The organism is Bradyrhizobium uaiense (assembly GCF_010811875.1).
Classification (GTDB): domain Bacteria; phylum Pseudomonadota; class Alphaproteobacteria; order Rhizobiales; family Xanthobacteraceae; genus Bradyrhizobium; species Bradyrhizobium uaiense.
This window is the reverse complement of sequence record NZ_VKHP01000189.1, coordinates 1-19,285: the sequence shown is the minus strand read 5'-3', so window position 1 is coordinate 19,285 and position 19,285 is coordinate 1. Positions and strand designations below refer to the sequence as shown.

The 19,285-nt window shown below is 59.4% G+C and carries 18 protein-coding genes and 1 pseudogene; 11 read left to right on the top strand and 8 right to left on the bottom strand.

All coding sequences use genetic code 11. The features are described 5' to 3' along the window. The 3 genes and pseudogenes from FNJ47_RS33535 to FNJ47_RS33525 all read left to right on the top strand — a co-directional run. A partial coding sequence (locus tag FNJ47_RS33535) for an MFS transporter (RefSeq protein WP_163160202.1) occupies positions 1–689 on the top strand: 689 nt, incomplete at its 5' end. A gap of 29 nt (positions 690–718) precedes the next feature. Continuing rightward, positions 719–1,036: pseudogene (locus FNJ47_RS33530) on the top strand (carboxymuconolactone decarboxylase family protein); the annotation flags it as partial. 67 nt (positions 1,037–1,103) lie between these two features. Continuing rightward, the gene (locus tag FNJ47_RS33525) at positions 1,104–1,640 is read left to right on the top strand and encodes an antibiotic biosynthesis monooxygenase family protein (protein WP_163160201.1); all 537 of its coding nucleotides are present in this window, start codon (positions 1,104–1,106) and stop codon (positions 1,638–1,640) included. 240 nt (positions 1,641–1,880) lie between these two features. Here FNJ47_RS33525 and FNJ47_RS33520 read toward each other — a convergent pair whose 3' ends face one another. The 6 genes from FNJ47_RS33520 to FNJ47_RS33495 form a co-directional block, all read right to left on the bottom strand. Further along, entirely contained in the window at positions 1,881–2,453 is a 573-nt protein-coding gene (locus FNJ47_RS33520) for a hypothetical protein (RefSeq protein ID WP_163160200.1), read from the bottom strand. Between the two features lie 1,240 nt (positions 2,454–3,693). Further along, on the bottom strand, positions 3,694–4,146 hold the full coding sequence (locus FNJ47_RS33515; protein ID WP_163160199.1) for a dioxygenase: 453 nt from the start codon (positions 4,144–4,146) through the stop codon (positions 3,694–3,696). A gap of 132 nt (positions 4,147–4,278) precedes the next feature. Then, the gene (locus FNJ47_RS33510; RefSeq protein ID WP_163160198.1) at positions 4,279–5,142 is read right to left on the bottom strand and encodes an intradiol ring-cleavage dioxygenase; all 864 of its coding nucleotides are present in this window, start codon (positions 5,140–5,142) and stop codon (positions 4,279–4,281) included. A 97-nt stretch (positions 5,143–5,239) separates the two neighbouring features. Beyond that, entirely contained in the window at positions 5,240–6,820 is a 1,581-nt protein-coding gene (locus tag FNJ47_RS33505) for a 4-hydroxyphenylacetate 3-hydroxylase family protein (RefSeq protein WP_163160197.1), read from the bottom strand. Positions 6,821–6,842: 22 nt separating this feature from the next. Beyond that, a complete protein-coding gene (locus FNJ47_RS33500; protein WP_163160196.1) occupies positions 6,843–7,247 on the bottom strand; it encodes a nuclear transport factor 2 family protein in 405 nt (134 codons plus the stop codon). Then, positions 7,244–7,801, bottom strand: coding sequence for a flavin reductase family protein (locus FNJ47_RS33495; RefSeq protein WP_163160195.1), 558 nt, complete (start codon positions 7,799–7,801; stop codon positions 7,244–7,246). The genes FNJ47_RS33500 and FNJ47_RS33495 overlap by 4 nt, the downstream gene beginning before the upstream one ends. A 295-nt stretch (positions 7,802–8,096) precedes the next feature. On the opposite strand from FNJ47_RS33495, the gene FNJ47_RS33490 reads away from it, so the two are divergent. Next, positions 8,097–9,011, top strand: a complete 915-nt coding sequence (locus FNJ47_RS33490; RefSeq protein ID WP_206685374.1) for a LysR substrate-binding domain-containing protein — start codon at positions 8,097–8,099, stop codon at positions 9,009–9,011. Positions 9,012–9,450: 439 nt separating this feature from the next. On the opposite strand, the gene FNJ47_RS33485 is transcribed toward FNJ47_RS33490, so the two are convergent. Beyond that, entirely contained in the window at positions 9,451–10,383 is a 933-nt protein-coding gene (locus FNJ47_RS33485) for a helix-turn-helix domain-containing protein (RefSeq protein ID WP_163160204.1), read from the bottom strand. A gap of 821 nt (positions 10,384–11,204) precedes the next feature. On the opposite strand from FNJ47_RS33485, the gene FNJ47_RS33480 reads away from it, so the two are divergent. The 7 genes from FNJ47_RS33480 to FNJ47_RS33450 all read left to right on the top strand — a co-directional run bounded on the left by FNJ47_RS33480 (position 11,205) and on the right by FNJ47_RS33450 (position 18,595). After that, positions 11,205–12,155, top strand: coding sequence for a helix-turn-helix transcriptional regulator (locus FNJ47_RS33480; protein ID WP_163160194.1), 951 nt, complete (start codon positions 11,205–11,207; stop codon positions 12,153–12,155). 99 nt (positions 12,156–12,254) lie between these two features. Further along, positions 12,255–13,241 (top strand): alpha/beta fold hydrolase, encoded by a 987-nt coding sequence (locus tag FNJ47_RS33475; protein WP_165445981.1) that lies wholly within the window; start codon positions 12,255–12,257, stop codon positions 13,239–13,241. Positions 13,242–13,287: 46 nt separating this feature from the next. Further along, positions 13,288–14,493 (top strand): NAD(P)/FAD-dependent oxidoreductase, encoded by a 1,206-nt coding sequence (locus FNJ47_RS33470; protein WP_163160193.1) that lies wholly within the window; start codon positions 13,288–13,290, stop codon positions 14,491–14,493. Between the two features lie 75 nt (positions 14,494–14,568). After that, positions 14,569–15,369 (top strand): acetoacetate decarboxylase, encoded by an 801-nt coding sequence (locus tag FNJ47_RS33465; RefSeq protein ID WP_163160192.1) that lies wholly within the window; start codon positions 14,569–14,571, stop codon positions 15,367–15,369. Positions 15,370–15,404: 35 nt separating this feature from the next. Next, a complete protein-coding gene (locus tag FNJ47_RS33460) occupies positions 15,405–16,583 on the top strand; it encodes a DUF3734 domain-containing protein (RefSeq protein WP_163160191.1) in 1,179 nt (392 codons plus the stop codon). Between the two features lie 43 nt (positions 16,584–16,626). Then, positions 16,627–17,409 carry a 3-hydroxybutyrate dehydrogenase gene (locus FNJ47_RS33455; RefSeq protein ID WP_163160190.1) on the top strand — a complete coding sequence of 261 codons (783 nt, stop codon included), beginning with the start codon at positions 16,627–16,629 and terminating at the stop codon, positions 17,407–17,409. A gap of 211 nt (positions 17,410–17,620) precedes the next feature. Further along, positions 17,621–18,595 carry a mechanosensitive ion channel family protein gene (locus FNJ47_RS33450; protein ID WP_163160189.1) on the top strand — a complete coding sequence of 325 codons (975 nt, stop codon included), beginning with the start codon at positions 17,621–17,623 and terminating at the stop codon, positions 18,593–18,595. On the opposite strand, the gene FNJ47_RS33445 is transcribed toward FNJ47_RS33450, so the two are convergent. Then, positions 18,585–19,285: helix-turn-helix transcriptional regulator (locus tag FNJ47_RS33445; RefSeq protein WP_206685373.1), on the bottom strand; the 701-nt coding region annotated here is incomplete at its 5' end. The two genes, FNJ47_RS33450 and FNJ47_RS33445, sit on opposite strands and share 11 nt — an antisense overlap.

Below are 19,285 nucleotides of genomic sequence, written 5' to 3'. Positions count from 1 at the left end.
TCCTGCCGCAGTACCTGTCGCGCATCCAGGGCTACAATGCCGAGCAGATCGGCATGGTGCTGGCCTGGACCGGCCTGCCGCAGCTCCTGCTGATCCCGCTGGTGCCGCGGCTGATGCAGCGCTTCGATCCCCGCATCATCATCAGCGTCGGCTTCGCGCTGTTCGCCGGTTCCAACTTCATGAACATCTTCATGACCAACGACTACGCCACCGACCAGCTGTTCTGGCCCAACATCGTGCGCGCCATCGGCCAGGCCCTGGTGATGGCCCCGCTGTCGGCGGTGGCGACCGCGGGCATCGAGCTGGAGAATGCGGGCTCGGCCTCCGCGCTGTTCAACATGATGCGCAACCTCGGCGGTGCGGTCGGCATCGCGGTGCTGCAGACAGTGCTGACCAAGCGCGAGCAGTATCACTCCAACGTGCTGATGCAGTCGGTCTCCATGCTGGAGCAGGCGACACGCACGCGGATTGAGCAGCTGACGCAATATTTCATGAACCATGGTGTCGCCGATCCGATGTCGGCCGCCAACCGCGCAATCGCAGCGATCGGCAAAGTCGTGCAGAAGCAGGCCTTTATCCTTGCCTTCAGCGACACCTTCTACTTGCTCGGCGTGGCGCTGATCGTCGCGCTGGCGGCGACGCTGTTCCTGAAGAAGCCGGGCCAGCTCGCGGGCGGCGGCGCACACTGACAAGCGAACAACAACTATGAAACCCCCGCATGAACTCCTACCAGGCTGCCCGCGAGACGATCAAAGCGCTGGTCGCCAAGGAAAGCCAGATCATCGCGAGCGGCCTCGAGCAATCGCTGATAGAACTGGTCAAGACCCGCGCGTCGCAGATCAACGACTGCGCCTAATGCGTCAACATGCACACCGAGGATGCCCGCAAGCACGGCGAGACCGAGCAGCGGCTCTATCTGCTCGACGGCGAGCGCGCGGCGCTACCCCGGACCGAGGCGCTGACGCTGGTGTCCGAGGCACATGCGCCCGACGCCGACTACCAGGCGCTGCACGCCGAGTCGGCCCCTATTGCGACAACCACTCGACTCGGATTGATGTCATGTCGACTAATCAACGGTGCTACTACCCCCATGGAGTAAGAGTATGATAGCATTGTTCTTCGAGGTAACCCCGCTCAGTGGCCACGCGCAGCGTTACTTTGAACTCGCTGCAGTCCTGAAGCCGGAACTGGAGCGGAACGGTGGCCTCCTCTTCATCGATCGATACACTAGCGTCGAGAGGCCCGATGTAGTCCTTTCGCACTCGTTGTGGGAGAACGAGGAGCATCTCATCCGCTGGCGCGAGCATTCGAAGCATCGAGCGGTTCAGCTCGCTGGGCGCGAGCGTCACTTCAGGGACTATCGCCTCCGTATCGCGCGCCTTGCGGATCCATCCCGAATTACCGATAACGCCAGGTATGTTTGGGCTTCCCATTACGAGGCCGAGCCGAACGAGCGTACTCTGGGCGAGTTGTACCAGAGCGTCTATAGGGAAAGGAAGTTTCTCGTTGTCGGTGACGGCGTACCAGTCCAGCAGGATATGTCCACCAACACACAAACCTTCGAGATCGTTCGCGACTACACGATGCATGATCGCGCCGAGGCGCCGCAGCAATATCCTCCAGTTGCGCGTTCACGCTAGTCCTTGAGGATCGGCGTTGCGGCCATCACCCGGCATAGCAATCGTCGGCTGTCCGCCGATCCAGCTAATGCTGCCCGTGAGAGCAACTAAGACGACCGACTAACCGGCAGGATAAGGGACGGACGCCGCTCCCTGATCTCGGCGGGACATGCATGCCCCCCTCCTCATCGGTTTTGGAGATGGCGAATCTCCGAAGGAACTAGCCCGATCGAACATTCGCACGAGCACGCCGAGCCTCTCTCATGTTTGAGTGTCAACTTGATTTGCCCGGCTATAGAGCGCTGCCTGGTTATTGGCATACTTAGTCGCCGCGGTCGAAGCCGGCGAGTATTTTCCAAAATCGTCGGCCAATTGCTCCGCTGCATCCGTGAGCTCCTTCATAATAGCAGCACTGTCAGCTGCTTGGCCGCCAGAGGAATGGCGTACCTCGAACGAGATCCCGTTCGGGAGATCGACGTGGATCTTATCCAGCCCGACGACATTTGATCCGCCATTGGCACCAGACCTTGCGGTCGCCCCATCTGTGCCGGACACTTGGTGCCCCGAGACATCCCGGTTGGCAAACTTCTGGACAAAGTCTTCGATGGCCTTGAGAGTCGCACTGCCGAGACCGGCGCTGCCGAAACTGACGACGCCAACAGACATACCATTTGGCAGATCAACATTGATCGCATCGTAAGGCGCATCGGCGTTCATGCCGGGCGCGAGTTTCGCATCATCGGCCTGGTCACCGGTTGTCGAAGTAGATTTGGCTTGACGGACAGAATGGGGCCAGTTCGCTGTTGCGCCGCCGGCTACGCTGCTAATGCTCATGCTAGAACTCCACTGTCATTACAAGCAGTCAGACTGTCAGCAATAGACATGCCAATCCGGATGGCCTTTGCTCTCAAAGGGTTATCATCAATCTCGGAGTTCATATGCTGCCGACCGGCAACTTCGTCTCGGCAAATGCTGCCACTGCCGCCCCGGCGCTTGTACGTGCTTGTAGAATACGCCGCGCGGGATTCAGACAAAGCACGCTTTTTTCAGGCAAGTAGCTATGCCTCCGCACTGCTCAGGACGCACAACACCCCGCACGTGTCACTCGCTACAGTGGGAGAAACAGGGTAGCGAACGGAACACTCCTCGATCCAATCGGCGTCACGGTTGGCGAGATGCAATACGCGCGACGACGCACGACGATCGAATGGACCACCTCATGTGAATCGAATCACGTTCATCACGCGACGCGGTATAAATTTCTCAGCGCCGTACTCCAGGACTGATACCGGGCATAGTTGAAGGCACCAGCGTGAAGCGACTCTGTTTGGTAGTCCGCGCCAATACGGAGATCTCGCACGACCATGTCCTCCTTGCTTTCGCGCTCTCGAAACAGCTATCGGTACGGCGGCTGACCGGCAGAGGCCCGAAATGACCGAGAAACTCTAGCGCCTCACCATCGTGAGGCTTACGCTGCGAATATCTCCCTGTGAGGACAGCAAGAACGTCTGGTGGTTACCTCGCGTAGAGAGCGACAAGTTCGCGGTGAACCCGGGGGCATCGGCCACCGCAGTTATGGATCCGCCGACCTCGTGTCCTGCGATGCTTCCACTCACGCCACGACCGGATTCGCTCCACGATCCAGTGACACGTCCATCGACGCTCGTAAGGTCACTGTTCAAGTCGACGCGATAGCTATCGCCGGCGCAACGAAGGGTCTGCTGGAGCCGGGTACCGCCCTCGCTCGTCCGGTACGTCGCTTTGCATCGGATGCGTTCCCGCGATCCATCTGAAAGCGAGATGTCACCAGATCCGCTCCACGCGCCCTGAAAGCCGGAGAAAGTGGAAGAGAACGCTGCAGCCTGGGAAGGGTGGATCGTCAAGACCGACGTCCAAAGCGAGAGACTGGAAAACAAGGCTAGAAAAAAGGATCGTGCCATGGGTGTTCCACTGCGACAGGATGATTGAATGCCGGCTCACACTTACTTCGCCTGAGCGCATTGCGGCACTATCCCAACGTATAGTCGCGCTCGTCCGCGCCGCTAGCCCTCACTTCCCGCAAGTGCCGCGCCCGTCACAGATATCCAATCATCCTCTCGAACGTTGATAATCGCGCCTCTTCTTCCTCGGCCGCGGCATCTTCACGTGCACGCTCATTCGTCAGACGCGAAAGTTCGAGGTCATACGACACCCTGCGGCACTCCCTCGCTTCGACCCGACCATCCGGCGCAGTGCCGCCTTTGTGATCGGCACCCGAGACATGGTGATTGAGCGTAGCGACCAGCATCGAGAGTCCACGCCCAGCCGAGAGTGACATGAACTCCCGGTACGTGTCATCGGAGATCCGGTTGGCCGTGAGAACGCCGACAGCGCAAGTCCACTCCTCCGATTTCAGATTCACATCACAGACGAACCGACGTAGATGCCTAGCGAAGCTCGCGACGATCTCCTTGAGCCGCGGACTAGGTGTGCCACCAAAAGCCCCAATAATAGCATCTATGATGCCGGCCTCTGTAAAATCAGTCATCCGCTTTCCTCAGTTCAGCGCTTCATGTTGGGAGCCCTTGGAGCCCTCTGCCGAAACACGCAACAAGTCCTGTACAACAGTTCTCACGTCGGACGCCGACCCGATCTTTGTCCACCTCTCGAGCGTTCCCTTTCAAGCGGCATGCAAACCAAAGTCGTAGTGTAGATGGAAGAAGGATGAGTTGCGGACGAGCCCATCCGGCGTCGGCCCGGGCGGCATTTCGACGAACTCGCGTATCAAGCTATCCTTGACGCCGAAAACGACATCCGAATCCAGATACTTGTCGCCTTCCGCGAACACGTGGGTGACCAGCTTCTGATATCCGGGAGCAGATATCATGAAGTGAATATGGGCGGGCCGCCATGGATGCCGTCCTTGCTTCTCGAGCATAGCGCCCACCGGACCATCGTGCGGTATCGGATACGCCGCGGGCTTAATTGTCCAGAAATGAAACGCTCCATTTCCGTCCGCTAAAAATCTGGCCCTCATCGCCAAACCGCCCACATGTTCGAGTTGCTGGACGTCGTAGTACCCATCGCCGTCAGAATGCCACACATCGACGACGGCACCACCGATAGGTGCGCTATCCGGCCCGCGTACCGAGCCGGTGACGATGAGCGGCTCGCCTTCAAGGCCACCCGAGATATTCTCGCCCTGTGCCCTCTCGGGGGGACCTTCCACATAGAAGGGCCCCAGGACCGTCGACTCCGTGACTCCTTGGGCGACCCCGTGATTGATGGCATCGACCAACATCGAGACGCCCAACGTATCGGACAGAAGGACGAATTCCTGACGGGTGCTGCTGCACATTCTGCCCGTGTTGGTCAGGAACTCGATTCCCTTCTCCCATTCCTCGATCGTCGGTCGTATCTCCCGGACGAAGGCGTGCAGGTGCCGAATGAGCGCCGCACTGATCTCGGCCGTCCGCTCGTCGCTTGCTCCGGACAACCGCTTGAGAACCGCATCGGTGATTGTCATCTCGTCGACGTTTCGCATGTTTCTCCTGCTCGTTTCTTCGTTGTTCGGGTTCCGCTTAGTGGTAGGAAAACCGCGGAAGTCCGTCAGGCTTCCGCGGTCTTGAGCAAAACTTCGATTATTCGGCCGCGTTGTTCATGTAGCCCTTCTGCACATCCTGCGCCTTCGCGTATTCAGGTTGGAAACGCACGCTGGCATAGTGAGACTTCTGCTCCGCCTCCTGCGCGCGCTTTCCGAGCTCAGCTGTGTCACCAAATCCAAGCACCTTGCGTGCCAGTTCGGTGAGCGGTCCATCGACCTGATATTCAGTACGCTGCATGGTGAGCAGATTGATGAGATAGAGCGGCGTTCCGTTGAATTTCTCGAACATCTCGTGCCGGCTGCCCCATTCGCTCAGGAACCGCTCGCTGATCTGGCGGAAGATCTTGATGCGGTCGTATGCGCTGATCTCTGCTCCACGGAGCGCCTCGGCGAGCTTCGGGCCGATGTAGGGGTCATCCATCTCGCGTTTAGACGGCTGGATGACGACGCCTCGGCCGCAAAAGTCAATCAGCGTATTCACCATCTTGCTTTGGTTCTCAAGATAATAGGCGCGACCGAAGTCGATGTAGATATTGTTCGGCTTGAAGAGACCGCCCGGCGTCGCGAAGCCCGTCTCTTCCGCGGCGAGCATGAATGCGCGGCACGTCTCGCGGAACCGGATGAGTTCAGCGAGCTGAGCAGCGACCATCGGATTGGTGCTAGTGCCCAGCGACTGCGTCAAAAGCAGCGCAAGCCCAACCATTAGCTCGGCGTGGACGCAATGGCGGATCTGGGTTTCCAGGTGCACCCAGTCGAACTGACGCTGCGGATACCACTTCGCGTGGTCGGGGTTGCCGATATGCTGGACCCGGTCCCATGGAATGACCACGTCGTCGAAGTAGACCATCGCGTCCAGTTCATCACCGATCGTGGCCAGCGGACGGTCATACGGATCAGCGTCCGGCTGCGCGTTCGACTTACGGGCCACGACCGAGATGCCCTTGGTGGCGATCGGCACTAGCGCGTAGACGGTCTGCTCGGCCGTCTGGCCAGGGCGCCAGAGGTTGCCAATCAGGAGGTGGTTCACGAATGGAACGGACGTGCCGATTGCCTTCCAACCACGGACAAGAATGCCGTCGTCGCGTTCCTCGACGATCTTCAGCATCGGCGTCTCGGCCATCGCATTGTCGCGGCCGCGATCGAACTGCACATCGAGGAACATCGGCGAGATAGCGAGATCTTGGGACGTGACCTCCTCCCACTGACGCTGGATGTTGCCCGATAGATCGCGCGGCTTGCCGCTAAAGCGAGAGTTGTCCGACCACGGCTTCTGGTCATCCACCTGCGTGAACATAACCACGTTCATACCCGCCGGCGGCCTGGTGAAGATCCCACCCTTGAAGTGGCGACAGAGGAAATCGCAATACTTGCGGCGCTTGACGACGTCCTCCTTCGATCGCGGCAAGAACCAGTGCATGGACTGGCGTGTGCCGTCTTTATCGATGAAGGTCGCAATTTCTTGATTCTTTGGATCGAGATGGAGATCGTAATACTCGGCGATCGCGTTGGCGTACCCCTTCGTCATAGGATGGGTCGTCACGTCTTCGATCAATTCGCCGCCGACATACACGCGGCGACCGTCTCGAAGCGATTCAAGGTACTCAGCACCGGTTCTCATAGTTTAATGCTCCTCAGGGTTGTCAGGAAATTTGCCGCTGGAACGTCGCTGCGTCCCAGTAGTCTTCGCTGCGGCGTATCCGGCCGTCTACGACTTCGATTATCTGGACGCCACGCAACGAAATGGCCTTGGTCTTGGCCGCGCCATTCTTCTGCGGCGCCGTCGCATGCATGATGTAGACGACGGCGATAGCACCATGGTCACCTGCCACCATCGCCTTCACTTCCCACCAAATGTCTGGGAGCCAAGCAAAGAGCTTCTGCATACCTAACGCGATCTCTGCGGCTCCTTGCCTCGTCCTGAGCTGGGAGACTTCGTCGTGTGTCGCGTCGTCGCAGTATAGCTTTCTTATGGTATCGTGATTATGCTCGTCGTAGGCAGCGTATAGCTTCTTTGCGACTTCCGTCGGATTCGATGCGGAGCTCATGCGCGCATCTCCAGTTCGATGCCCCGCATGTAGCGTCCTTGCCCATAGAGAAGTGGCGGGCGATCGACAAGGACATGGATGCTTTCGATCGTCGCAATTGCGATGCGATGGCTTCCAACGACGAGTTGTTCGACCGCCCTGCATTCGAAGACGACCGAAGCATCGCGTAACAGCGGCATACTGCTTGGGCCGGAGGCATCTTCTGGCGATAGAACATGCTCGTCGATGTATTTGTCGGCGGCAGGTCGCGCACAAATCTCGGAGAGGTGAAGCTGATCCTGACTGAGAAGATTCACTGCGAAGCGGCCGGTATTCTGCACATGCGAAGCAGTCACAGTCTTTCTGTTGAGACAGATCAAGATTGTCGGCGGATCGGCGCAGACCGAGGTGAACGAGTTGATCGTCATCCCCCAGGGTCTATCGCCGTGCCAAGTAGTGACAACGCTCACGCTTCCGACAAAGTGCCGCATCGCTGCCCGGAACGCCACCGCATCGGAAATCGTCCGCGAGGGCAACGCTTCAAGGTGGCTTCCTATTCCCGTCGACTCTTTCATGGCGCGCCTCGTCGCGACTTGTTTGTGTCACGCAGGCTAAGTGTCACACGCGCCGGAGGTCTAATCGATAATCAATATCCCAACTATCCGTCGCATCGATCCATCGCGGCGATGCGCGGTAAAGCGCCAGCCGATGAATAGACAATGAGCAGACAGCGCAATGCTTTCGCAGCATCTCGCAACTGCGATATGGATTGATACGACGCGGGAAGCCCGACGAAGCGACCTCATTCCGATGGTGCATCACTGCTCGAATTGTTACGCTTCGAGGTCGTTTCCATTCGGGGGGCTAGGGGTGAATCTACGAAACATTGACCTCAATCTGCTCGTGATTCTCGACGCACTGCTCACAGATCGCAACGTCAGCCGGGCCGGCGAACGTATCGGCCTCAGCCAATCGGCAATGAGCGCAGCGCTCGCGAGGCTTCGCGACATCTTCCAAGATCCGTTGCTCGTGCGCGTCGGGCGCGACCTCGCTCTCACCCGGACTGCGGAAGACCTCATCGTCCCGCTCAAGGAATCACTCAGCAAGATCGAGCAGACGCTGCTGCGTCGTCCGGGGTTCAATCCGGCAATCGACATAAGGACGTTCTCGATCAGCGCATCCGATTATGCGGGGCTAGTTTTGCTGACTCCTCTGATCAGGATGATCGCTAACGAGGCGCCAAACGTGACGATCCATCTGCTGCCTCGGGCGCGCGACGCGGCGCGCGTGCTACAGACGAACCAGGCGGACATCGTCATCGAGCCAACCGAACTATTCGGGCCAAGCGATTACCCCACGTCTCCGCTGCTCAGCGATCGCTGGCTTTGCGCCGTCGATGCCAATCATCCAGAGGTCAAGGGCCATGCATTGACCGAAAAGCAGTTTCTCGAACTCCCACACCTCGTCTACGGAATAGGAAGCGACCGACATTTGAACCTTGCCGATCAGCATCTGGCGGATACAGGCGTACAACGTCGTATCGCCGTGACGGTCGAGAGCTTCCTGTTGAACCCATTCCTGATCGAAGGGACTCAGCTGGTGAGCCTCGTGCTGGAGAGAGCGGCCAAACGATTGGTCGGGACAGTAAACATAAAGTTGCTGGAGACGCCAATCGCTGTTCCGGATATCCATGAGGCGATGTACTGGCACCCCCGACATACCACTGACCCGGGACATAAATGGCTGAGAGCGACGCTGCTCACCGTAGCGCAACAACTAAACTGAGCGGTGTTTGGAGCAACCGTTCGTGCCGTCGCGCTTCCGTCCGTTTTGCGCTTGGATCGCCATAACGACGCGATGCGAGTACAACTTGTTGGAGCACCGATCGTTCATACGCGAGCACGTTCAGAGTGGCCGCATTTGCCGAGACGTAGTTGCCCTGGGGCAGCACGGGGAGCCGGAAATTTATGGAGCTACTGAGTGCACAAGCTATCCGAATTGGTATGTTCTATACGGAGTGTACGGCAGGTTTGGACAAAGCTTGCTTGTTTAAGAAAGTCGCCAGACCTGCACACCGCTTAGAACACAACACGCACATGTGGCCAGCGGTCGGATAGTCGCGAAAGTGACATTCCTAGAACCGCTCGGCGATCGCTAAGTGTCGAGCGGTGCACACGATACGTCCCACTGCCCGATGCGCCGGCGATTGAACAGACCGCCTTAACTAAACTGAATTACATTTCGCCGTCGGACGCGTTTCGCGGCGCCATGCCCCTGGGCTGATGCCAAGGACGCTCGAAAATACCCGCGTAAAGTGGCTCTGATTGGCAAACCCCGCTGATACGGCGATCTCGGACAGTGGGAGGTCGTGGACGGCCATCAGTTCCTTGGCCTTCCTCACACGCTGGCGAAGCAGCCATTGGTGCGGCGGCAGACCTGTAGAGATGCGAAATGCCCGGGAAAAATGATTAACCGAGAGACCAAACTCGGCCGCGATTTTCTGCAATGGCAGCTTACCACTGAGATCGGACTCAAGCCGCTCGCAGGCGCGCTTCATCTGCCATGCGGCTAGACCGCCACGCGGCGTCCCAGTGATGCGCTGTAGGCCTCCGTATGCCTGTGCGACGTGTGAGGTAAGGGCAAGCATCGCGTGATCTATGAAGAGCTGATTAGTCTCTTCCGGTCTTCGCACCCCCTCCACGAGTATCGCGCCGAGATGGCGGATGATCGCGTCATCGTGACCAACGCCGGGCTCATAATTGAGTTCGCCGACGTTTGGGGAACCCATCTGGTCAGCAACACTATCGAGGGCTGAACGCGGCAGATAGAAGAAAACAGAATGGAACGGCTTATTGATCACGTAGCGCGGATCGCGCTTCAGGTCATAGAGATATGTAGCCCCGGCCCGGACATCCTGTCTTGTGACGCATCGACCGCGCTCCCAGCATTCGCATTCTGGGTAATCTCGAAATTTGAGGCTGACCAGATACGCGTCGTCGGCAGGCAGCGAGCCAGAAAGGCCCTCCAAGGGATCCTCATGCCTGATTTCGGTCACCGCCAGTTCGCCGCTGCGCAGTGACCGGGTGATCAGTGAAGGCGCTTCCTGCAGTCGCAGGGGTTGGCCGAGCCTCTGCCCGTAGACGCCTACATTTGCCATAGCAGTTTCAACAATGGAGTTGCACCAGGTCGGGATCATGCCCTGAGGTCAGCTATTATCGAGGATCGGCCGGCGTTCGTCTAGATCTGCAGCCGAGCCCGCTGCACATTCATGAGAGTCCACCTATTGTTCGTACCGGTCGTTTTTGCCGCATTTTCAAGCGGTTCGTACCGATCATCCACCCCGCGCTGGCTGGCAGCTGATCGATCTTCACACCCTCGACCGAGCGCATATCGCGGGTTGCTCCAGCGTCGCGGAGACGCTTCCACTCACGACTACAACCTTGATTGGTGGTGGCATGCCCGTACAGGTGTCGTCAAGTGCGAGCGTAGAATTCGGCAATTTGCGGTTATTTCAGGAAAGACACTGCACCGGTACGGCGCCTAAAAACAAGAACCCGCTGGTGCCAAGGTAATAGGCGACAAGAACCCGGAGCGGCTTGGGAGGCTACGCGATCGTTGGGAGAACCGTACTCGCGAGCTCCAGGTTTCACCGGATCTACTTTGCTTTCTTATGTGTCTTGCTGCCTACAACACAGAACGCCTTCGCGTCTTGATCACGGATGATCACGAAGAAGTTCGCTTTTCGATCCGAGCGCGGCTCGTGTCGATGAAAACGGCGTTCGTTGCGTCACCCCAATTCACCCGTTGCATGCGGATCCGAACGGCCCACCCGGCGGATTGCCGATGTCTCCATACCGGGAGCAACCAGACCTCGGTCTGCAGCACTTTCCACTCGCGAACGGCATCAGGCGCCCCCGCATCGGCTCCACCGGCTATTGCGATGCTCAACCACTCTACGCCTGGGGTAAGCACGAGCCCATGAGCAAGCCCATCTTGCGTGATTCTTCAGGAGATCAGCGGGTTGCGACCGAGGCGCCGACGAGCAATGTGTCCACAGTCGCCAGACGGCCCGCGGATGTAGAGATGGCCCGCGTTCTTGGGACCACCGCATTTCGCATGGCCTTAGATCCGTCCGGTGCTGGGATCGCTCACTGGAAACATGAACCATTGCACGACGTGGTCGAACCCATGAGCCATCACGTCATCATGGCATACAACGGAGCGATGCAACGCATGGAGCGACGAACGGGACGATCAGTTTCAATTGGAACGTTCCGTCCCGGCGTCGTAACTATCATTCCCGATGGATCAAGCTCCCGATGGGATATTCCCAAACCGGTTGATGTCGTCCAGCTCTATCTCCCCCGCCAAACGCTCCAACGCGTTTCAGACGAAGCCGGAAACGCCTCCCCGATTGATCTTCTGGAGCGCACGGCGCATCCCGACGCTATCACATCTCGATTGCTGCTGAGCGCATCAGATGTCCTGGAGGGCAATGGGGCGCTGGACACCTTGTTCAGGCAACAGCTCACCGAGCTCCTAGCCACTCGCCTTTTGGTTGCGCACGCAGGTTCATCAAGCACACTCCAGCCGGTCGTCGGTGGATTATCGCCGACGACGCTACGCCGCGCGATCGAACGCTTACGCTCGGATACCGACGCGGACGTCTCGCTCACTGCTCTTGCCGCTGACGCTGGCCTATCGAGATTCCACTTCTGCCGCGCCTTCAAGGAAAGCACCGGGCTTTCGCCGCAAGCCTGGTTACGCCAACACCGGCTCGAGCAAGCAATGAATATGCTACGCCACACCGAAGCCCCGATTGTCGAGGTTGCCGTCGCGCTCGGTTATGGCTCGCAGACAGCTTTCGCCGCTGCATTCAGGCGGTTGACCGGCGAGACCCCAACCGAGTGGCGACGTCGAGCGCGTTAGCAGCAATTGCTCTTCAGTCATGTCAATCGCTCTTGGGCAGCCGCCGGCCTGCTCCGCTAATTGATGGTGTGCCAACGCCATCAATACGGAGAGGAACATATGACCTGGCAACACTCCATGGGCCGACTTCCCAATACCTCGCGCCGGAGGGTTCTGGCCACTGCACTCGCGTGTGCGAGTTCGATGACCTTGCGCTCGACCTCGGCCGCCGGCAAGGAACCAAAGATATCAACTAGCCTCGGCGACAAGATTGGCTTCTCCTCAGTCTCGACCAACGACGGCGTTCAGATCTTCTACAAGGATTGGGGCCCGAAAACCGCTCAGCCGATCGTCTTTCATCACGGTTGGCCACTTAGCTCCGACGACTGGGACAATCAGATGCTGTTCTTCCTGGGCAAGGGTTACCGGGTTATCGCCCATGATCGCCGGGGCCACGGGCGGTCGAGCCAAACAAGCGACGGCCATGACATGGATCACTACGCGGCTGACGCCGCAGCCGTCGTCGAGCATCTCGACCTTCGCAATGCGATTCACGTTGGCCATTCGACGGGTGGCGGCGAGGCCGCGCGCTATGTGGCGCGCTACGGCAAAGAGCGTGTGGCGAAGCTGATCCTGATTGGTGCGGTACCGCCACTCATGTTGAAGACCGAAGCTAATCCAAATGGCTTGCCGATCGACGTGCTCGACGGCCTGCGTAAGCAGCTTGCTGCGAACCGCTCACAATTCTATTTCGATTTCGCAAGCGGCCCCTTCTATGGCTACAATCGTCCGGGCGCGGAGCCGTCACAAGCGGTCATCTGGAACTGGTGGCGCCAAGGCATGGTCGGTAGCGCCAGGGCGCACTATGACGGCATCAAGGCCTTCTCGGAAACGGACTTCACCGAAGATCTGAAGAATATCACCGTCCCCACACTAATCCAACATGGCGGCGACGATCAGATCGTCCCGGTCGGTGACTCCGCACTCCTGTCGGCGAAGCTGCTCCGCCACAGCACTCTGAAGATCTACGACCTTCTGCCGCACGGCCTGTGCACCACGCACGCTAACATCATCAATGCGGACCTGCTTGCGTTCATCTCCGCCTAGCCATTTCACACGCCTTCTTGCACTAAACAACTGGAGCACAAATAACATGCGTCTCGTCATCATCGGTGCCGGCTTCGCCGGCATGTACGCCGCACTTTCCGCCGCTCGCCTTCGCGACATTCAGGGCGCTTCACCCGAAGAGCTTGAAATTTCGCTGGTTGCTCCTGAGCCGACGCTGGTGGTCCGGCCGCGGCTTTACGAGCCTAAGCCCGAGACCTTGACGGCGCCACTTCAGGACGTCTTGAAATCCATCGATGTCGTCTACGTGCAAGGCAGTGTCGAAACTGTCGATACGAAGTCCCGCGCGGTCCAGATTGTCACCGCGAAGGGCGCGAAGAAGAGCCTCTCCTACGATCGACTGATTGTTGCCACCGGAAGTCGCCTGTTCCGGCCCAATATCCCGGGCCTCGCCGAGCATGCTTTCAGCGTCGACGGGCTCAACGACGCGATCGCACTCGACCGGCATCTGCACCAGCTGGCGAGTTGGCCGGTATCAGAGATGCGCAACACGGTCGTTGTTGCCGGCGGCGGTTTCACCGGCATCGAGGCGGCGACCGAGATGCCGTCGCGTCTCCGAGCGATCCTCGGGAAGGACGCCAAGCCGCGTGTCATCATTGTCGATCGTAGTGAGGCAATCGCCCCCGACATGGGCGCCGGTCCCCGCCCCCTCATCGAGGCCGCGCTCCGCAACGTCGGCGTGGAGACACGGCTAGGCGCGAGCGTCGCGTCGCTGGACAAATCTGGCGTCACGCTTTCCAACGGCGAGTATATCGAAAGTGCGACCGTGATTTGGGCAGCCGGCATGCGCGCTGCCCCGCTGACGGCGCAGATCCCTGCCGAGCGCGACAGTTTCGGCCGGCTTCTTGTCGATCGCGACCTGCGCGTGCTGTCGGTGGACGGTGTGTTCGCCACCGGCGATGCCGCTAGAGCCGCATGCGATGATGTCGGCAACTATTCGCTGATGTCCTGCCAGCACGCGACGCGGATGGGTGCGTTTGCGGGCAACAATGCTGCCGCCGAACTCATGGGCATCGCGACCAGACGATACCATCAGAAGGCATATGTCACTTGCCTCGACCTGGGAGAAGCCGGCGCGCTGTTCACGCGCGGTTGGGAGCGCAAAGTCGAGATGGTCGGCGAGCAGGCCAAGAACACTAAACGGGAGATCAACACCGTCTGGATCTACCCTCCGCGGGCAGAACGCGCCGCTGCGCTCGCATCGGCCGATCCGGAGCATGTCTCGGAAGTCTAGACGTCTCGTCCTGTCAAGCCGCGCTCCACGCAGGAGCGCGGCCGCACATGATCGACAAACCTGGAGCTTACCACCGTGAAATATGAGACCGTGCGCGCGTCGTCGTTTGCGATGCCACTGACCAGTCCGGCCTTTCCTCCCGGCCCCTACCACTTCGTCAATCGCGAATACTTCATCATTCAATACCGGACTGATCCCGAGGCGCTGCGCCGTGTGGTCCCGGAGCCTCTGGAACTGACCGAACCGGTGGTAAATTACGAGTTCATCCGCATGCCTGACTCAACGGGCTTCGGCGACTACACCGAGAGCGGCCAAGTCATTCCCGTATCCTACAAGGGCCAACTCGGTGGCTTTACCCATCAGATGTTCCTCAACGATCATCCGCCGATCGCGGGTGGGCGCGAGCTTTGGGGGTTTCCCAAAAAACTGGCGCAGCCAAAGCTCGAGGTCGAGATCGACACGCTGGTCGGCACCTTGAACTACGGCTCGATTCGGATCGCCACCGGTACCATGGGCTACAAGCACCGCGCCCTAGACGCTGCCGTTGAAGCTCAAAAGCTCGCTGCCCCCAATTTCCTGCTCAAGATCATTCCGCATGTCGACGGCACGCCACGCATCTGCGAGCTTGTTCGCTACCATCTCAACGACATCACCGTGAAGGGCGCATGGACCGGGCCATCCGCGCTGGACTTGTATTCACATGCCTTAGCACCGGTTGCCGAACTTCCGGTGCTTCAGGTTCTGTCGGCCAAGCACCTTGTCGCGGACTTGACGCTAGGCCTGGGTACCGTGGTCCATGACTACCTTGCGACCAGCCAAGCAGAGACGCAACGCGGCTCGATCGACGAAGCGTCGGCGAGAAAAAATCGGAGCTAGTCTGGATTGGCTCTCTACATATGGAGTTCTGGAAGATGCTGGACGTGATGCATGAGCAAGTCGAACCTCCGCCGCCGCGGCGGGCCAGGTCGTTACCTTATGATGTTGTGGCCCTGGTGTTGCAGGGTGGCGGCGCACTTGGCGCCTACCAGGCGGGGGTCTATGAGGGCTTGCACGAGGCCGGGATCCGGCCGAATTGGCTGGCCGGTATCTCGATCGGTGCGCTGAACGCCGCAATCATCGCCGGCTCGCCCGAGGCCGAGCGGGTCGGACAGCTGCGTAAGTTCTGGGAGGGCATCTGCGCGGCGCCGGTCGAATGGCCGGCCGGCGGGGGGCTCGCTGATGCTATGCCGTTTGCCTTCGACCTGCGTTCAGCGCACAACGCTCTGGCGGCGATAAAGGCCTTATTCCAAGGTCAGCCCGGCTTCTTCAAACCGCGTTTCCCACCGCCGTTCCTATCACCCTTTTCGGGCGAAGCTGCGACGAGCTTCTACGACACTTCACCGTTACAACAAACACTGGAGCGCCTGGTCGACTTCGATCGACTGAATGCTGGCGAGGTACGCGTCAGTGTCGGCGCGGTCAATGTCCGTACCGGCAACCTTACCTATTTTGATACATCCGAGCGCCGGCTCGGGCCGGAGCATTTTGCAGCCTCCGGCGCGTTGCCGCCCGGCTTCCCTGCCGTCGAAGTCGACGGCGAGCACTATTGGGATGGCGGCGTCGTCTCGAACACGCCTCTGTCCCGCGTACTGTCGAGCGAACCGCGCGACACCCTGACCTTCCAGGTCGATCTCTGGTCGGCGCGAGGCCGCGTACCGAACGACATGATGGAGGTCTCGAGTCGGCAGAAGGATATTCAGTATTCCAGCCGCACACGCGCCATTACGGATCAAGCATTACGGATGCAGACAATGCGTCAGGCGTTGCAGCGGACGCTCGAACTGTTGCCGGACAGCGCGAAGCAAGATCCAGAAATCCGCCGTATAGCGGAGCTGGCACGGCATCGCTCCTGCAACATCATCCATTTGATCTACCAGTCCAAGATCTACGAGCGCCATTCCAAGGACTACGAGTTCGGACTGAACGCGATGCGTGCGCATTGGCAGAGCGGGCTAGAGGATATCCGCCGCACACTGGCCGATCCACAACGCCTCGATCCGCCGGCTCCCGAGCTCGGCATTATCACGCACGACATCCATCGCCGCGCTTAACTTCTCAAGAAATCTCGCTAACCAAGCATCGAAAGGAATTCCCATGTTGAAAGGCAGAGTTGCGGTCGTCACCGGATCGACCAGCGGCATTGGGCTCGGCATCGCCAGGGAGCTGGCCAGTCTCCGCGCCGACATCGTGTTGAACGGCTTTGGCGATGCCGGCGAAATTGAAGCGATCCGCGGCGGACTCGAACGCGAGCACAGCGTGCGCGTCGTCTACGACGGCGCCGATATGTCGAAAGGGGATGCCGTGCGCGGTTTGATCGCTGAAACAGTCGAGAAGTTCGGCCGCCTCGACATCCTCGTGAACAATGCCGGCATCCAATTCACTGCGCCGGTCGAAGAGTTCCCGGCAGCCAAGTGGAACGCAATCCTGGCGATCAATCTGTCGGCTGCGTTCCATGGTATTGCGGCTGCAGTGCCCCAGATGAAGAAGCAGTGCTGGGGACGGATCGTCAACATTGCCTCCACGCATGGCCTCGTTGCTTCAACACACAAGGCTGCCTATGTCGCGGCCAAGCACGGACTGATCGGACTGACCAAAGTGGTCGGCCTTGAGACGGCCGGGAGCGGCGTCACATGCAATGCGATCTGTCCTGGTTGGGTGCGCACGCCCCTGGTCGACAAGCAGATCGACGACATCGCCGCGCAGAGAGGGATCAGCCAGACGGAAGCGGCCAAGGCCCTCCTGGCTGAGAAGCAGCCCTCGCTCGAATTCGTCTCTCCGGCGCAGCTTGGCGGCACCGTCGCCTTCCTGTGTTCGTCTGCCGCAGATCAGGTCACAGGAACGGCGATCTCGGTCGATGGTGGCTGGACCGCCCAGTAACAGCCACCGAGCCTGCTCGACGATCTCGGCACCGGAATACGACGGCGGCATGAGTATCATCGACACTCGTTCCTCTCGGCTTGCTAGAGCATGATCCGGAAGAGTGGAAACCGGTTTTCCGAAAAATCATGCTCAAACAAAGAGATGAGGTCGTGATGCGATTCCCTGGAAACGCATCACGATCTAGAAAGCATAATTGGTGAGCCCTATCATGTTTGGCGAACATTATTCCCTGCCACTCGTCTTGATCAACGTTTTAGGGCTTGCCGGCATCCTCATCTGGCACCTTCAGGGGCGCGGGCGTCCGACCGCACGCCTGATCGTGCAGATCTTGTTTTTTGGCGGCATGAGCCTCGTGCTTTGGGTCGCAGGACTTTCGCCCTATCATGTTGACGCTGAGCTGCGCGGTACCGGCGTCTTGTTGGCCAGATCCGCGAGGGTTCTCTGGTGGCTTCACCTAGCATGGACGATGATCGGCTTCGTCCAGATCTACATCACCATCAATCGGCAACCGCATGAGGCGCATCTACTTCAGGATCTTATAGTCGGCGTCGTCTATCTCGGCGTGACGCTGTCTGTCATCGGCTTTGTTTTCGGCGCGCCGGTTGGCCCGCTCATTACCACTTCGGGCGTCGTCGTTGTCATCATCGGTCTTGCACTGCAGAATACGCTTGCCGACGTGTTCTCCGGGATCGCGCTCGCGCTGGGCCGCGCCTACGTAATAGGCGACTGGATCCAGCTGGCCGACGGTACCGAAGGGCGCGTTGCAGAAACCAACTGGCGCTCCACTAATCTGCTGACGGGTGACCACAACGTCGTTGTCCTCCCGAACAGCGTTCTAGCAAAGCAGGGGGTGACCAACCGCAGCCGTCCGGATGAGTCACATCAGATTGCGCTCACCATGCGCATCGCCGCAAACCACAAACCGCGCCTGGTCGAGGAGATGATATTGGGCGTTCTGCAGGGTTGCGATCGGATCCTCGCGAAGCCGCCGCCGGTTGTCGCACTCAAGACGATCGATGCGCTAGCAATCGAGGTCCAGCTGCTGTTCCGCGTGGCGAGCGCGGCCAGCCGTGTCGCGGCCCAAAACGAGATCATTGATCAGGTGTACGAGCATTGCAAAGCAAATGAGCTCTCATTGGCAATGCCGGCGCAAAGCGTTGTCTATGCGCCATTCAGGCGATAGCGCGAGTCGCGCGACGAGGAGTGGTGCCAGTCACACGACGAAATGCGACACCGAATGCACTCTCTGAAGCATAACCCAGCTCCGCGGCTACCGCCGCTATTGTGGCGCCGGGCTGCGCGAGCGCCCGCCTAGCCAGGACCATCCGCCAGTGCAGCAGATAGTCAATCGGCGCACGACCCACCGCAGCCCGGAATCGAGCAGCAAACTGCGATCGTGATAGATGGCTGATGGCAGCGAGATCCTCCAGCCGCCAATCGCGTCCCGGCATGCGGTGGATCGCCGTGATGGCCGGACCTATGCGTGGGTCCGACAGCGCCGACAGCCAGCCCCGGCTCTCTCTGTCTGGCAGCGCCCGCAGAACTTCGATGAAGACCATCTGCATGATCTGTGCAGTCATCGCTGCACCACCTGGGGCGCCGGCGCGGCTCTCCTCCTCCAGCCGGTCGAGAAGCCAGCCAATCCGGCCTGTCGCCGCGGTGTCCGCGGGGATCACTGTCACCGGAGGAAGTGCCTCCACCAGCATGGCAGCAGCGGGCGGCAGCTCCATCCTTCCGCCGAGGCAGCGGAGTTCCAGTCCGGCACCAGCGTCAAGTCGTGCGAATGGCAGCGTTTCACAGCCAGCAAAGACGTCTTCAGCTGGACGCGGTAGGCAAGACAGATCGGTACCCATCACGAACGGCAGACCCGGCG

Bases quoted from the DNA above. Each gene is read 5' to 3' on its own strand.
- FNJ47_RS33520 (WP_163160200.1), bottom strand. From the start codon at position 2,453: ATGAGCATTAGCAGCGTAGCCGGCGGCGCAACAGCGAACTGGCCCCAT.
- FNJ47_RS33460 (WP_163160191.1), top strand. From the start codon at position 15,405: ATGCTGGACGTGATGCATGAGCAAGTCGAACCTCCGCCGCCGCGGCGG.
- FNJ47_RS33450 (WP_163160189.1), top strand. From the start codon at position 17,621: ATGTTTGGCGAACATTATTCCCTGCCACTCGTCTTGATCAACGTTTTA.
- FNJ47_RS33500 (WP_163160196.1), bottom strand. From the start codon at position 7,247: ATGAGCTCCGCATCGAATCCGACGGAAGTCGCAAAGAAGCTATACGCT.
- FNJ47_RS33480 (WP_163160194.1), top strand. From the start codon at position 11,205: ATGAGCAAGCCCATCTTGCGTGATTCTTCAGGAGATCAGCGGGTTGCG.
- FNJ47_RS33485 (WP_163160204.1), bottom strand. From the start codon at position 10,383: ATGGCAAATGTAGGCGTCTACGGGCAGAGGCTCGGCCAACCCCTGCGA.
- FNJ47_RS33475 (WP_165445981.1), top strand. From the start codon at position 12,255: ATGACCTGGCAACACTCCATGGGCCGACTTCCCAATACCTCGCGCCGG.
- FNJ47_RS33470 (WP_163160193.1), top strand. From the start codon at position 13,288: ATGCGTCTCGTCATCATCGGTGCCGGCTTCGCCGGCATGTACGCCGCA.
- FNJ47_RS33515 (WP_163160199.1), bottom strand. From the start codon at position 4,146: ATGACTGATTTTACAGAGGCCGGCATCATAGATGCTATTATTGGGGCT.
- FNJ47_RS33505 (WP_163160197.1), bottom strand. From the start codon at position 6,820: ATGAGAACCGGTGCTGAGTACCTTGAATCGCTTCGAGACGGTCGCCGC.
- FNJ47_RS33525 (WP_163160201.1), top strand. From the start codon at position 1,104: ATGATAGCATTGTTCTTCGAGGTAACCCCGCTCAGTGGCCACGCGCAG.
- FNJ47_RS33495 (WP_163160195.1), bottom strand. From the start codon at position 7,801: ATGAAAGAGTCGACGGGAATAGGAAGCCACCTTGAAGCGTTGCCCTCG.
- FNJ47_RS33510 (WP_163160198.1), bottom strand. From the start codon at position 5,142: ATGCGAAACGTCGACGAGATGACAATCACCGATGCGGTTCTCAAGCGG.
- FNJ47_RS33455 (WP_163160190.1), top strand. From the start codon at position 16,627: ATGTTGAAAGGCAGAGTTGCGGTCGTCACCGGATCGACCAGCGGCATT.